Here is a 14,094-nt window from a genome sequence, read left to right on the forward strand (position 1 = left end):
GCGGGGGCGGGCCTCCCCCCCCCCCCGCCGGTTTCCTTTGACTCGTCGCTCATTGCGCTCCCCGCCGCAGAAGCCCGGCCATCAGTTGGCGAGCGCCTGCATGCGCTCGAAATGGCTCTTTTCGTACGGGACCTTCGATTCGTCCGTCAGGATAGGATAGACGGCGTCCTGGAAAGCCTGCTTGTCGACCTCGTTGACCTGGATGCCCTCGTCGCGGAACCATTGCACCAGATCAGTCTCGGCCTGGTTGATCTCCTCGGCGCACATGGCTGCTGCTTCCTTCATGACGGTTTCGACCGTCGCGGCGTCGTCGCCGATCTTGCCCATCGCGCTGTCCGACACGATGATAATCAGCGAATTGCCGATGTGGCCAGTCAGGTTGATGTTCGACTGCACTTCGTAGAACTTCTTGAACTTGATGGTCGGAAGCGGATTCTCCTGGGCGTCGACCACGCCCTGCTGCAGGGCGAGATACACCTCCGCGAAGGCGATCGGCGTAGGATTGGCGCCCACGGCGTTGGGGAACATGACCATGACCGGGGAATCCGGCACGCGGATCTTCAGCCCCTTCATGTCGTCAGGCTTCAAGATCGGAAATTTCGACGTCACGTGGCGATAGCCGTACCAGGTGATCGCCATGACGGTGTGGCCGGTCGCGTCCTTGTAGCCAGCGGCCAGATCCGTGAACAGGTCGCTGTCGCGATAGGCTTTCCAGTGATCGTAGTTCTTCAGCATGAAGGGATAGTCGGAAATGGCGATCGGTCCGTAGTCGCGCTCGGCGAAATTCGGTCCGGTGTAGATGATGTCGACCGATCCGATGGTCAGGCCTTCATTGATGTCGGATTCGTTTCCGAGCTGAGAGGCTGGAAATACGGTAATATTGACCCGCCCGTCTGTTCTTTTACCGATCTCGTCGGCCGCCCACAGGGCGCATTTGTGATAGGACGAACCTTCCTCGTAGACATGGGCCCACTTCAGATCGACAGCATGGGCAACGCCAAGAGCGGCAAATAGCGACGCCGCAGCCAGCACAGCCGGCCTCAACAGTTTCGCAATCATCATTTCCTCCCTTATCCGGCCCTCGGGTTCCTCCACCGTCGGGCAGGTGATGAAAATTAACTGGTATACAAGATATATCAGATATACTAGATTGTAGGGAGGCGCAAGAGGAGTCCTGATGGCGCACGTCATAATTGTGCGCGGAGCGGCTTCGACAGGGAGATACGGGCAGGCGATGGCAGAGACAGAAACGGATGCGGTTTCGGAGAATCGGATGAAACGGAAGCCGAGGGCCGCCAATGCGCCGCCGGCGGCAGGATCCGGAATGCGGGTTCGCAGCGCCGCCAAGAACTCCGACATTGTCTATCGCGATCTCCACAAGGCCATCGTCACGATGGAGCTCACGCCGGGCGCTCCGGTTCTCGAACGCAAGCTGACCGAGCAATATGGCGTCAGCCGGACGCCGGTCCGCGAAGCCGTGCTTCGGCTCGTCGAGGACGGCCTTGTGGAAGTGGCGCCGAAATCCGGCACCTTCGTTGCGCGCATACCGCTTTCGGTCGTTCGCGAGGCGCTGGTCGCGCGGCGGGCCCTGGAGGAAGTCACCGTGCGCGCTGCGACCGAACTTTCCAGTGAAAGCCAGATCATGCAGATGCGGGCGATCATCCAGCATCAGCAGGAGATGGCGGACGCTGGCGACGAGGAGGCGTTTCACCAGGCCGATGACAAGTTTCACGCCAGCATCGCGGCGGCCGCGCGATATCCTGGCATCTGGAAGATGATACAGCAGGTTCGAATCCAGGTCGAACGCTACCGGCGTCTGACCTTGCCCCAGAACGGACGCATGCCAATGGTCGTCAAGGAACACACGGCGGTCCTCGACGCCATGGCCGCGCGCGACGCCGACGCCGCCGTCGCCCGGATGAACGAACATCTCGACAAGCTGCAACTCGACATTTCGATCTTCCGGGATTTGTGGCCGGATTATTTCGCGATCGATCCGTCGCTCGACGAAAAACTATTTGCCGGCAAATAAAATTTATAATCCATGGGGAGGATATCATGACCATGCCAGTAAGACAGGCGATCAGCCCGGTCGAGGCGCGCGGATTCGATACGCAGGAACTCAGGCGAAATTTCCTGATTGAATCGATATTTACGCCCGGCCGGATCGGGCTGACCTACAGTCATCTCGACCGGACGATCGTCGGAGGCGCCATGCCCCTGGCCGGGGAAATTGTTCTGGCGACCGAAAAGCAGGTTGGCTCTGATCCGTTCCTGAAGCGCCGTGAAATGGGGGTCTTCAATATCGGCGGCGCCGGAGAGGTGGTGATCGACGGAGAAGCGATGATCGCGGAAAGCACTGACTGCATTTATGTTCCGGCGGGAACCGGCGACGTGCGCTTTCGCAGCCGCAGCAGCGACGACCCGGCCAAATTCTATCTGGTGTCGACGCCCGCGCACACGGCGCATCCGGTAAGGCGCATCACCGCCGAAGACGCCAACCGTCTTGATCTTGGCGCGCAATCCGACGCCAACCGGCGAATTCTGCGGCAATATATTCACCCGGATATCTGCGAAACCTGCCAACTGGTGATGGGCATGACCGTGATTGAAGACGGCAGCGTCTGGAACACGATGCCCTGCCATACGCACGACCGGCGCACCGAATTCTATCTCTATTTCGACATGGCGTCGCAGACGCGGGTCTTTCATTTCATGGGCGAACCGGACGAGACCCGTCATCTCGTGGTCGCCAACGAACAGGCGATCCTGTCGCCAGGCTGGTCGATCCACTGTGGCGCGGGCACCGGGCGATACGCGTTCATCTGGTCGATGGCCGGGGACAACCAGGATTTTAATGACATGGATTTCGTCGCCATGGAGGACCTGCGGTGAGCGTCACGTCAATGGATTTCCGCCTTGACGGCAAAGTCGCGATCGTGACCGGCGCCAACACCGGCATCGGTCAGGCGATAGCCGTCGCTCTTGCGGCGTCGGGCGCGAATGTGGCCGCGGTCGGACGTTCGTCGATGGACGAAACGGCGGCGATGATCGGTGATGGCGCCATGATCGAGATTCGCGCCGATCTTTCGACGACGGCGGAGCACGGCCGCATAGTCGAGGAGACAGTCGCCTGGAGCGGCGGCGTGGATATCCTCGTCAACAACGCCGGCGTCATCCGGCGTCGCGACGCGATCGATTTCACCGAAGATGACTGGGATACGGTCATCGACACAAATCTCAAATCCGCATTCTTCCTGTCGCAGGCGGTAGCCCGGCGGATGATCCCCAGTGGCGGCGGCAAGATCGTCAACATCGCCTCGCTGCTATCCTTTCAGGGCGGGATCCGCATCGCCTCCTACACGGCGTCCAAAAGCGGTCTTGCCGGTCTGACGCGCCTGCTCGCCTGCGAATGGGCCGGCAAAGGGGTCAACGTGAACGCCATCGCGCCCGGCTATGTGGTCACCAACAACACGCAGGCGCTTCGAGACGATCCCGATCGTTCGCAAGCGATTCTTGATCGCATTCCCGCCGGACGGTGGGCCACGCCGGACGATATTGCAGGCGCGGCCGTGTTTTTGTCCTCCCGGGCGGCGGACTACGTCCACGGTTCGGTTTTGCCTGTCGATGGCGGCTGGCTTGCGCGTTAGAACCGCCTATCGGCGGTCGCAGAGAATCAGTCGCAAAAACTGCAATTGAACCGGCGCACAGCCTCCGGCATAGTCCTCCGGGTTTTGCCAGGAGGGCGGCATGACAACATTGGCGGAGAAGCTGTGAACGCTTCACCTAATCTGGCGCGGGATATCGGCAGTTGGGGCATGCTGCTGACGGGGCTGACCGGAATCATCGGCTCCGGCTGGCTCTTCGCAGCGCTTTTCGCCGCCCAGTTGGCCGGCCCGGCCGCGATCGTTTCCTGGTTCATCGGGTGTCTGCTGGCGATCTCGCTCGCCATTATTTATGCAGAGCTCGGAGCGATGATTCCGGAAGCCGGCGCGCTTTCGCGCGTGCCCTATGTGGCGATCGGACCGCTTGGGGGATTCGTCAGCGGCTGGTTGTGCTGGGTCGCCTATGTTGCGACGGTTTCCATCGAGGTGGCGGCCATTCTCCAGTACGCCGGAAACTATTTGCCATGGCTGACGGCTGTGCGTAACGACGATTCGGTCCTCACGGCAGCCGGGATTGCTGTCGCGGCCGCGTTGATCGCGGTTTTCACAGTGGTCAATCTTGCCGGGGTCAGATGGCTCATTCGCTCCAATGTGACCATTACGATCTGGAAGCTTGTCATTCCGGTTCTTGTGCCCGCCGTGATCATCATTGTCGGGTTCAGGCCGGAAAACTTCACCGAATTCGGCGGTTTTGCCCCTTACGGGATAAACGGCATACTGGCGGCCGTCTCGAGCGGCGGCATAATCTTCTCTTTTATCGGCTTTCGCGCGGTGCTCGATCTCGCAGGCGAGGCGAGAAATCCCGCGCGCAACGTGCCGCTGGCTCTGGTCGGCTCCGTGGTCATCTGTCTGCTGATCTATGTGTTGCTGCAGGTGGCTTTCATCGGCGTCGTTCCCCCGGAACATCTGCAAAATGGCTGGGCGGGCGTCGTCGAAAACTTCGCCGCGGGACCGTTCGCCGGGCTTGCCCTGCTGCTTGGGCTCCAATGGGCGGCGATCCTTATCTATATCGACGCCGTCGTCTCGCCAGGCGGCACTGCGCTGGCCTATGTCGGCACAGCCGGGCGCATCAACTTTTCGATGGCCCAGACGGGATTGTTTCCAAAATTCTTCGCCCGTTTGAACCGTCATCGCGTTCCGGGGATCGCCATGATCGTCAATTCGGCGATCGGCGTCATCATCCTTGCGCCGCTTCCCGGCTGGTCGCAATTGGCCGGCTTCATCTCCTCCGCGGCTGTCCTGTCCCTGGCTATCGGACCGGTCGCCTTGATGGCGCTGCGCCGGCAGGCGCCGGACTATGAGCGGCCCTTCAGCGTCCCGTTCGCCCGGATCACTGCTCCTTTGTCATTCACCTTCGTCGGCTTTATCGTGTATTGGTCCGGCTGGGACACCAACTGGAAGCTGATGCTGATCGGGCTTGCGGGTGTTTTGTATTTCCTGGCGCAAAACATGGCTTCGAACAGCCGGGAGCCACTGTATCTCAAACATGCGAGCTGGATAATCGTCTATTACCCGGCGCTTGCTGCGATATCGTGGCTTGGAAATTTTGGCGGCGGGCTCGGCGTTCTTCCAAGGGGCGTCGACACTGTAATCCTCGTCGTTGTGTCGCTGGCCGTTTTCTATCTTGCAGAACGGCAGTTGTTTCCTATTGCAAAAGCCCGACAGCTTCTTGCCGAGACGAAAGCCCGGCGGCTTGGAGGGTAAGGACTACTCGGCTTCACCTTCCGCCGGGCCGGGGAACGGTCCCATGCAGCCAGTCTTGTTCTCCGACTGGATGACGTGATTGTAGAGCTGCGCGACCCATTGCTTGCCCTCAAGCGTCTGCTCCAGATAGTTCAGCGCCGGGCCGATATAGGGCTGTACCTTGGACCAGAAGAATTGCGGATAGCGCTCGACCATGTCCATGGGCGAGGTGTAGCCCAGCATGTCGGTGACTCCGAGTTCTGTGAACTCGTAGTAGAGAGCGTTTATCTTGCGGTGGTAATAGGGGTCGGCCATCTGGCCGATCAGGTCGGCGGCCCGCACCAGCGCCGGCTCCGTATCGGTTTTGAGATAGTCAGGATCGTCAGGCACGGGGAACCGCGTGCATTCTATGGCGCGCGCAATACGTTCGTGGTCGATCAAATCGACATTTGCAAAACGCTCGCGGACGAAAATCTTGCCGCGATCGACATGAAACGGCGCCAGGCTGGCGTCTGAAGCACCGCGCTGAGGCATGATCGTGTCGCCCTTTTCATTGATCACCAACGCGCACGGGCCATCGCCCTCGCAAATCCCGCGGGTATAGCCGATGTCGTGCATCAGCAAGGCGAGTATGTAGTGGGCCCAGTCTTCAGGCTCCAGGGACGTAGTCAGAAGGCGGCCTTCGATGATCTGCTGGCCAACCAGCGTGACCATGATCGTGTGCTCTGTGTTGTGGTAGAGCGCGTCGGAATTGTTAAGGCGCTCAAGCGCCAATCGGGCCACATTTCCAATGATTGGGCCGAACGCCGGCTTCCGTCCCGAGAAAAATCGCAGATAAGTATCGGTCAGATGGTCGGCGAAAGTGGATGCGACGACTGTCGATGGATTATACATGCCCGGATTCAGTCACTCCGTTTGCCCGATGCCGGAGACTGGCGTTGCGGATCTGACGTTGGTTGGTAGTTGCGCGTTCTCATCATCAAATGTCAAATCCAGGCGGCACACCAGAAACTTTACTTGGCCAGTGTTCTCATAGGCGCCAAAGCCCGTTCGTTGTCAGCCGCAAAGGAAACAAACCTCGGCGACGGAACACTAGCGCCAATCAGCGCGGATGGTAAAGTCCCGGAATGACGACACGCTGCAAGAGGTCGCCAAACCTTCCTGCTTTTCATGCCGAATCGCCTATTGAATCGCCTTGTCAAAATGCAATTTCCACCGCCTGTCGGTATTTTCGAACAAGGCGTGGACGTGTGGATGTCCCATCCGTTTTCGTTGTCGCGTAAGGCCTTTGTTGCCGGCCCTGCGGCGTCGAGACGCGCCTCCAAGGTCGTCGCGTGCGCTTCGAATTCCGCAATTATAGTCTGCGGCATCGCGTCTCCTCCTCGTCCGAAAGCTGGCTTTGCCGATGCTATCGGTCAATCTCAGGTAGGATTTTTATCGTGGAAATCAACCTGTTGCGAGACGCCCTGTCCGGACCAGGAACGCCGCCGCCGCCATTCTCCCGGCCCGAAACCGTACGTGTCGGCGATCTCGGCCATGTCCAGCCCGTCGATACGCAAAAACTCGCCTGCCTTCACCTTTCGCCAACGGGTGAGATAGGCGAATGGCGTCATGCCTACGGTTTGTGCAAACCGAGCGGCGAAACGCGAATCCGAGAGGCCTGAAACAGGCGCCAGATTCTCGACATTCCAGTTCCCCTGCGGCATTGCTGCAACTGGTCAATCCCAAGGCCTGGGCCGTGGCGCTGATCGTGTCAGCCTCCTATGTGGATGTGGCGGCTCCGCGCAAGAGTCTTGCAATTCTTGTCGGGCTTTTCGCCCTCATGAACATCTCTTCGATCAGCGTGTGGGCGATTTCCGGATCCGCCCTCAAGCGCTATCTGGCCAGGGGGCGCAGGATCGCCGTCTTCAATCCTTCAATGGCAATCCTGCTGCTCGTGTCCATGATCCCGGTGCTGATGGTTCCGTCCTAGTACTTCTCCGGAACATAGAGGTCCCCCGGCAGGACCTGTCGTTCGTAGTCGGGATTGAACACGCGTTCGGGCAACGCCACTTCCTCGTGCGGCACCTCCGTATAGGGAATCTGGTTCAGGAAATGGTCGATGCAGTTCAGCCGCGCGCGCTTCTTGTCGTTGCCCTGAACGATGTACCAGGGCGCCTCGGGTATGTTGGTGCGCGCGAACATCTCTTCCTTGGCCTTGGTGTAGGCTTCCCAGCGCACCCGTGACTGAAGGTCCATCGGGCTCAGCTTCCACTGTTTCAGCGGATCGTGAATGCGCATCAGGAATCGCATCTGCTGTTCCTCGTCGGTGATCGAGAACCAGTATTTGATCAGGGTGACGCCCGAGGAGACGATCATCTTCTCGAATTGCGGCACATCGGTCAGGAACTGCTCCACCTGCTCGTCGGTGGCGAAGCCCATCACCCGCTCGACGCCTGCGCGATTGTACCAGGACCGGTCGAACAGGACGATTTCACCGGCCGCCGGCAAATGCGGCACGTAGCGCTGGAAATACCATTGCGACTTTTCCCGGTCAGTGGGCGCCGACAGCGCGACGACGCGGCAGATGCGCGGGTTCAGTCGCTGGGTGATGCGCTTGATGACGCCGCCCTTGCCGGCGGAATCGCGTCCCTCGAAGACGACGACGATCTTGGCGCCGGAATAGGAGACCCAGTCCTGCAGCTTGATGAGCTCCGCCTGCAGCGCAAGCAGGCTGCGGAAATAGACCTGCCGATCGATCATCTGCGGATGATGGCGTCGGTAGATCTTGCGGATCTCCATCGAAAGCGCCGGCTCGGACATTTCCAGCTCGTAATCCTCGTCCAGCGTATCGGCCAGTTCGGCCTCCAGCCAGTCCATCGAATGTTCGTCCGTATCCTTGTCCGCCACGCCGTATTTCCTTTCCTTCCAGGCCCCGATGCGTCTTGTGTCCCGATTTGCAGAACGCCTGTTCCGATGTCCAGAACGTTTGGTTCACATATCGCATTCTATGCGATCTATCGCCGGTTTCCGGGCCTTTTGTGATTTACAAGTTCCTGTTTCCTGTATGAGACTGCTGAAACGATGATGAATATCTTCAAACATGTCCAAACAGCCGCCGGAGTAAGTTTAGCGCCCCGGCGCGCCGTGGCGATAGTGCCAAAATCAGGTGACGCTTTTGTATCAGCCGTTTGAAGACGCCAGAACGGCGCAGCGCGGTGGCTTTTGCTTCGGCGGATATCCCTGCTTGACTATATTTTATCATTTGGTAAAAAATTTTGCCGAAGGGAAAGAGAGCTCATGATGACGCCGGAAGCTGCACTGGCTCTGGACACTGTCAGCGATGATCAACTGGCCAAACTGATGGCCGGCGCCGCAGCCATGCGCAAGACGCATTGGGGCGACGTGATCACCTATTCGCGCAAGGTCTTCGTGCCGCTCACCAACATGTGTCGCGACACGTGCGGCTATTGTACCTTCGTCAAGCATCCGGATTCGCCGCTGGCAAACATCATGACGCCGGACGAGGTTTTGAAAGCCGCTCGCCGCGGCGAGGAAAAAGGCTGCAAGGAGCTCTTGTTCAGCCTCGGAGAGAAGCCGGAGCGCCGCTACGAAAAAGCGAAGAAGGGCTTGCAGGCGCTCGGATACGAGACGATGTCGGACTATCTCGCCGCCATGTGCCGGCTGGTGATCGAGGAGACGGATCTGCTGCCGCACGTCAACGCCGGCACGCTGACGGAAGACGAGATTCAGCTGCTGCGCCCGGTCAGCGCTTCCATGGGCATGATGCTGGAAACCGTCAGCCGCCGCCTGATGCGCGAAGGCGAGGCGCATCACGCCTGTCCGGACAAGGTTCCGCTGCAGCGGCTGCGCACCATCGAACGCGCCGGCGCGCTCGGCGTGCCCTTCACCACCGGGCTCCTCATCGGCATCGGGGAAACCTGGGCCGAACGGGTGGAGAGCCTCGCCGCGATCGAGGCGGCGCACCGCCGTCACGGTCATATCCAGGAGGTGATCGTCCAGAATTTCCAGCGCAAGCCGGATATCGCCATGGCGGACCATCCCGAGCCGCCGCTCGAGGACATGCTCAAGACGCTGGCCGTCGCGCGGCTGATGCTGTCGCCGGAGATCAGCCTGCAAGCGCCGCCCAATCTAAGCGAGCGCCACATCGAATATCTCGCCGCCGGCATCAATGACTGGGGCGGGATTTCGCCTGTCACCATCGATTTCATCAATCCGCAGCATGAGTGGCCGGAGATCGTCCAGCTCGCCCGATCCACCGCGCAGGCCGGATGCCGGCTGCAGGAACGGCTGACGGTCTATCCCGCCTATCTGGCGCAGGCCGGCCACTATCTCGATCCGCAGATTGCGCGACGCGCCAACAGCATGGCGCGGCCGGACGGCCTTGCCCGTCGCCAGGTCGAAGACCTTCTCCCAGGAGCCGCCGAATGAACCATTTCGAACCGAACCCGCCGCGTCCGGCCTCGCTTTCCGACCTCGTCGAGGTGACCGGACTGAGCCCGACTGTCCGCCGCATCCTCGACGGCGTGCTCGAAGGCCGGGAGGCGAGCGAGGCGGACGGCGTCGCGCTGTTTGCGGCGACCGGAAACGATATCGCGGCGATCGTCGCGGTCGCCGATCATCTGCGCGAGCGGGTCAATGGCGACCGGGTCAGCTTCGTCGTCAACCGCAACATCAATTTCACCAATGTCTGCTACATGGGGTGCCGTTTCTGCGGCTTCGCCAAGCGCAGCGAGGAGGAGGGCGCGGAATGGCTCTCCCTCGACCAGATCGTCGGCCGCGCATCGGAAGCCTGGTCGCGGGGCGCCACGGAGGTCTGCATCCAGGGCGGGCTGCATCCTAAGATGGAAGGGACCTATTATCGCGACATCGTTCTCGCGCTGAAGGCCGAATTGCCGGACATGCACATCCATGCATACTCGCCCTTCGAGATCTGGTACGGCGCGTCCAAGCGGCGCATGTCCTACGAGGATTTTATCGCCGATCTCATGGAATGCGGGCTCGGCACGATTCCCGGAACCGCCGCGGAAATCCTCGACACGGACATCCGAAAGCAGTTGACGAAGAACAAGCTGAGCGCGGAACGCTGGGTCGAGATCATTCGCGCCGCCCATTCCGTCGGCATGAAGACTACGGCGACGATCATGTACGGCCATATCGACGGGCCGGAAACCTGGGCGGCGCATATCTGCCTGCTGCGCGACATCCAGAAGGACACCGGCGGCTTCACCGAACTCGTGCCGCTCAGTTTCGTCCATACCGAATCGCCGCTCTTCACGCAGTCGCCGGACACGGTGCGCCCCGGCCCCACGGTCGACGAGGTGACGAAGATGCACGCGGTCTCGCGCATTCTTCTGCATGGCTGGATCGACAACATCCAGGTGTCGTGGACGAAGCTCGGTCCGAAGGAAGCCCATCGCATGCTGGCCTGCGGGGTCAACGATCTTGGCGGCACGCTGATGAACGAAAGCATTTCGCGCGCAGCCGGCGCAAAGAACGGCCAGGAGGTGACGGCGCACGAGATGGTGCAGATCATCCGCTCGGCCGGCCGCGTTCCCGTCCAGCGCAACACGCCCTATGACGTTCTGGAGGTCTTCGACGATCACGACCCGGTCGTCATCGCGCCGCTCGTCGAACGCGCCGGCGCCAGTCCCGTCGATTTTCTCTCGATGTTTCCCGATGCGAGGCAGGCCTGATGGCGGATGAGCGCTGCAAGGTGGTGTTGCTTGCCGGCGGCGTCGGCGGCGCCAAGATGGCGGAGGGTCTGGACGGCCTCGACGATATCGATCTCGCGATCATCGGCAATGTCGCCGACGACGCGGAGTTTCACGGCCTGTGGGTCTCACCCGACATCGACACCGTCACCTATACGCTCGCCGAACGGATCGACCGCAAGCAGGGCTGGGGCGTGGCCGACGAGAGCCATCGCGCGCTGTCCGTGCTGGCCGAACTCGGCAAGGATGCCTGGATGTCGCTGGGCGACCGCGATTTCGGTCTGCATATCTATCGCACGGAGCGCATCCGCAACGGCGACAGGCGCAGCGAGATTGCAGCCGATGTCGCGAAGGCCTTCGGCGTGAAGAGCCGGATCCTGTTGCCGACCGACGACATCCTCCAGACACAGATCAAAACCGATCCGGGCTGGATGTCTTTCCAGGAATATTTCGTGCGTGAAGCCTGCCGGCCGGACGTGCAGGACATCCGGTTCGAAGGCGCGGAAAAAGCACAGGCGACGCCGGAAGCGCTGGCCGCCATCGCCGAAGCCGACCTGATCGTGATCGCGCCGAGCAACCCGCTGGTCAGCATCGCGCCGATCCTTTCGGTTATTGGAATGAAACAGGCCTTGCAGGCTGCAGCCGCACCGAAGATTGCGGTCTCGCCGATCATCGCCGGCAAGGTCGTCAAGGGACCGGCGGACCGGATGATGGCGTCGCTCGGGCTTGAAGCCACCGCCCTCGGGGTCGCGCGGCATTACGCGGATCTTGCAGACGCAATCGTTATCGACCGTCAGGACGCGGCGCTTGAAGCGTCGGTCGAGGCGCTGGGCCTTCGCTGCATTGTCGACGACATCCTGATGAAAAATCGCGAAGACAAGTTGCGGCTCGCCCGTTTCGTGGTCGATTGCGCCGCCCTTCCCGCTTCGCGGAGGGCCTGCGCATGAGCCGTGACATGCTCTTCGTTATACCGATGAAGGATCCAGAGCGCGCCAAATCCCGGCTGCAGCCGATCCTTTCGCAGCCGGTTCGCAAGAAGCTGGCGCTGGCGCTGTTTCGCCAGACCATCGATTTCATCCGCGCAAGCCATGGCGACGCCGATATTCTGGTGGTCACCGGATCCCGACAGATCGCCGGTCTCGCCGCCGCCCTCGAGGTGAAGGTGCTGGCCGAAATGGATGTGACCCATCTGTCGGAGGCCGTGGAACAGGCGGCGCGCCACGCTGAAGATCAGGGCTATCGCTCGATCTGCGTTTTGCCCGCCGACCTCGCCAATCCGCAAAGTTATGATCTCGAACAGCTGTTGTCGGCTGCGCGCGACACGCCGTCCGTCATTCTGTGCCCGGCGCATGACGGCGGCACCAATGCGCTGGTCGCCACGCCGCCCCGGGCGATCCCGTTCCGATACGGGTACCAGTCCTGCACATCGCACGAGCAGGAAGCCATTCGCGCCGGCGTGTCCTGCATGGTGCTGCGGCTTGAAAGTCTGGCGCACGACATCGATGTCGCCAACGACCTCTATCTGCATCTGGCTCCCTCGATCAACCAGCTTCTGGACGCCGAATTGCCATGATATCGCCGGTCGAAATCCATGTGGTTCCGGGGCTGCCGGAAATCCGGCCCGGCGATGATCTGGCGGCGATGATCGGCGACTGCCTGGAAAAAGCCGGCCTCGGGCTGCGCGACGGAGACGTCTTGACGTCGGCGCACAAGGTGGTTTCCAAGGCCGAGGGCCAGATTGTGCGGCTTGCCGATGTGGAGCCGTCCGCCGAAGCGCTCGCCTATGCCGAAAGGCTCGCCAAGGACGCCCGCAAGGTGGAGGTCGTGCTGCGTGAATCCGTGCGCGTGGTCAAGGCATTCAGACATCCCGGCCAGAACGAGGGCACGATGATCTGCGAGCACCGGCTGGGCTTAATCTCGGCCAACGCAGCGGTCGATGAATCCAATACCGGCGAAGACGGAACCGTGATCCTGCTGCCGCGTGATCCGGACGCCAGCGCTGAGCGTATTCAACAGGCGCTGGAGCAACGCTTCGGCGTGTCGATCGGCGTCATGCTGACCGATACGTTCGGGCGCCCCTGGCGTCTCGGCCAGGTCAACATCGCCATCGGTCTCGCCGGGGTCCCCTCCGTAAAGAGCGAGAAGGGAAAGACGGACGCCTATGGCCGCCGCCTGATGGTCACCGAACCGGCTTTCGCGGACGAAATCGCGGCCGCCTCAGGACTTGTCGTTCGCAAGGCCGGAAACACGCCCGTGACCCTTTTCAGGGGCCTTGAATGGGAAAAAACACAAAGCCGGGCCGCCGAGATGCTGCGCCCCGCAGGAGAGGATATGTTCAGATGACAATCGCAATTATTGGTGGCACCGGACCTCAGGGCCAGGGACTCGCGCTTCGTTTCGCAAGGGCAGGGGTCGAGGTCGTGCTGGGTTCCAGAGACGGCGCGCGGGCGCAGTCGATCGCCGAAGAACTTGTGGCGAAGCTGCCGGCCGGATCGGCCGGGATATCAGGCGCTGACAATGAAGGCGCGGCGCAGGCGGCGGACGAATTCGTCATCCTGGCCGTGCCCTTCGCCGCGCACAATGCGACGCTGGGCGCGCTCAAGCCGCATCTGGCGGGCAAGATCCTGGTCGACATCGTCGTGCCGCTGTCTCCCAACGACCCAAAGATCGTCGAGATGCCGCCCGAAGGGTCGGCGACGGAAGCGGCCCAGGCGCTGTTGGGCCCTGACATTCCGGTGATCGGCGCGCTGCACAACGTGTCGGCGACAACCCTCAACAATCTCGACTGGACCATCAATTGCGACATCCTCGTCTGCGGCAATAGCCTGGACGCGCGCAAGAAGGTGATGGATCTTGTCGGCAAGCTGGGTGTGACGACCTACAACGCCGGCGGCGCTTCCGCTGCGCGTTCAATCGAGGCGATCACGCCAATACTTATCCGGATAAATATCTCCAAAGCGGTGCCCTTTACCCATGCCGGGATAAAGATCTGGGCGCCGGATCACTGACGCAACCACCCTCAAGGAGGATTT

General features: G+C 61.1%; 15 protein-coding genes. 11 read left to right on the forward strand and 4 right to left on the reverse strand.

Features of this window, described 5'->3' with window-relative positions; translation table 11 throughout:
• Window positions 1-81: 81 nt before the first annotated feature.
• The gene (locus K1W69_RS25335; protein ID WP_258571371.1) at window positions 82-1,059 is read right to left on the reverse strand and encodes a sialic acid TRAP transporter substrate-binding protein SiaP; all 978 of its coding nucleotides are present in this window, start codon (window positions 1,057-1,059) and stop codon (window positions 82-84) included.
• A gap of 214 nt (window positions 1,060-1,273) precedes the next feature.
• Here K1W69_RS25335 and K1W69_RS25340 point away from each other — a divergent pair, with 214 nt between their 5' ends.
• The 4 genes from K1W69_RS25340 (at window position 1,274) to K1W69_RS25355 (ending at window position 5,369) form a co-directional block, all read left to right on the forward strand.
• Complete coding sequence (locus K1W69_RS25340) at window positions 1,274-2,032, forward strand: GntR family transcriptional regulator (protein WP_258571372.1); 759 nt, start codon at window positions 1,274-1,276, stop codon at window positions 2,030-2,032.
• Between the two features lie 26 nt (window positions 2,033-2,058).
• Window positions 2,059-2,895, forward strand: a complete 837-nt coding sequence (gene kduI, locus K1W69_RS25345) for a 5-dehydro-4-deoxy-D-glucuronate isomerase (protein ID WP_220231283.1) — start codon at window positions 2,059-2,061, stop codon at window positions 2,893-2,895.
• 11 nt (window positions 2,896-2,906) lie between these two features.
• Window positions 2,907-3,650, forward strand: coding sequence for a 2-dehydro-3-deoxy-D-gluconate 5-dehydrogenase KduD (gene kduD / locus K1W69_RS25350; RefSeq protein ID WP_220231401.1), 744 nt, complete (start codon window positions 2,907-2,909; stop codon window positions 3,648-3,650).
• A 123-nt stretch (window positions 3,651-3,773) separates the two neighbouring features.
• On the forward strand, window positions 3,774-5,369 hold the full coding sequence (locus K1W69_RS25355; protein WP_220231284.1) for an APC family permease: 1,596 nt from the start codon (window positions 3,774-3,776) through the stop codon (window positions 5,367-5,369).
• Between the two features lie 3 nt (window positions 5,370-5,372).
• On the opposite strand, the gene K1W69_RS25360 is transcribed toward K1W69_RS25355, so the two are convergent.
• Together K1W69_RS25360 and K1W69_RS25365 are read right to left on the reverse strand one after the other, a co-directional pair.
• Window positions 5,373-6,242 carry a metal-dependent phosphohydrolase gene (locus tag K1W69_RS25360; RefSeq protein WP_220231285.1) on the reverse strand — a complete coding sequence of 290 codons (870 nt, stop codon included), beginning with the start codon at window positions 6,240-6,242 and terminating at the stop codon, window positions 5,373-5,375.
• Between the two features lie 527 nt (window positions 6,243-6,769).
• Complete coding sequence (locus tag K1W69_RS25365) at window positions 6,770-7,054, reverse strand: helix-turn-helix transcriptional regulator (RefSeq protein WP_220231286.1); 285 nt, start codon at window positions 7,052-7,054, stop codon at window positions 6,770-6,772.
• Here K1W69_RS25365 and K1W69_RS25370 point away from each other — a divergent pair.
• Entirely contained in the window at window positions 7,054-7,320 is a 267-nt protein-coding gene (locus tag K1W69_RS25370) for a lysine transporter LysE (protein WP_220231287.1), read from the forward strand. The two genes, K1W69_RS25365 and K1W69_RS25370, sit on opposite strands and share 1 nt — an antisense overlap.
• On the opposite strand, the gene ppk2 is transcribed toward K1W69_RS25370, so the two are convergent.
• Window positions 7,317-8,207, reverse strand: coding sequence for a polyphosphate kinase 2 (gene ppk2 / locus K1W69_RS25375; protein ID WP_220231402.1), 891 nt, complete (start codon window positions 8,205-8,207; stop codon window positions 7,317-7,319). The genes K1W69_RS25370 and ppk2 overlap by 4 nt on opposite strands.
• A gap of 420 nt (window positions 8,208-8,627) precedes the next feature.
• Here ppk2 and cofG point away from each other — a divergent pair, with 420 nt between their 5' ends.
• The 6 genes from cofG to npdG are packed head-to-tail and all read left to right on the forward strand — an operon-like array spanning window position 8,628 to window position 14,070.
• Complete coding sequence (gene cofG, locus K1W69_RS25380) at window positions 8,628-9,779, forward strand: 7,8-didemethyl-8-hydroxy-5-deazariboflavin synthase CofG (protein ID WP_258571373.1); 1,152 nt, start codon at window positions 8,628-8,630, stop codon at window positions 9,777-9,779.
• Window positions 9,776-11,044, forward strand: coding sequence for a 5-amino-6-(D-ribitylamino)uracil--L-tyrosine 4-hydroxyphenyl transferase CofH (gene cofH, locus K1W69_RS25385; protein WP_220231288.1), 1,269 nt, complete (start codon window positions 9,776-9,778; stop codon window positions 11,042-11,044). Before cofG ends, cofH begins: the two co-directional genes overlap by 4 nt.
• A complete protein-coding gene (gene cofD / locus K1W69_RS25390) occupies window positions 11,044-12,009 on the forward strand; it encodes a 2-phospho-L-lactate transferase (protein ID WP_220231289.1) in 966 nt (321 codons plus the stop codon). The genes cofH and cofD overlap by 1 nt, the downstream gene beginning before the upstream one ends.
• Complete coding sequence (gene cofC / locus K1W69_RS25395) at window positions 12,006-12,635, forward strand: 2-phospho-L-lactate guanylyltransferase (RefSeq protein WP_220231290.1); 630 nt, start codon at window positions 12,006-12,008, stop codon at window positions 12,633-12,635. The genes cofD and cofC overlap by 4 nt, the downstream gene beginning before the upstream one ends.
• Window positions 12,632-13,405 (forward strand): coenzyme F420-0:L-glutamate ligase, encoded by a 774-nt coding sequence (gene cofE / locus K1W69_RS25400; RefSeq protein WP_258571374.1) that lies wholly within the window; start codon window positions 12,632-12,634, stop codon window positions 13,403-13,405. Before cofC ends, cofE begins: the two co-directional genes overlap by 4 nt.
• Window positions 13,402-14,070: an NADPH-dependent F420 reductase gene (npdG, locus tag K1W69_RS25405; RefSeq protein ID WP_220231291.1), complete on the forward strand. Its 669-nt coding sequence runs from the start codon at window positions 13,402-13,404 to the stop codon at window positions 14,068-14,070. The genes cofE and npdG overlap by 4 nt, the downstream gene beginning before the upstream one ends.
• Window positions 14,071-14,094: the final 24 nt, after the last annotated feature.

The sequence above is a fragment of the Flavimaribacter sediminis genome (assembly GCF_019492055.1).
Classification (GTDB): Bacteria; Pseudomonadota; Alphaproteobacteria; order Rhizobiales; family Rhizobiaceae; genus Flavimaribacter; species Flavimaribacter sediminis.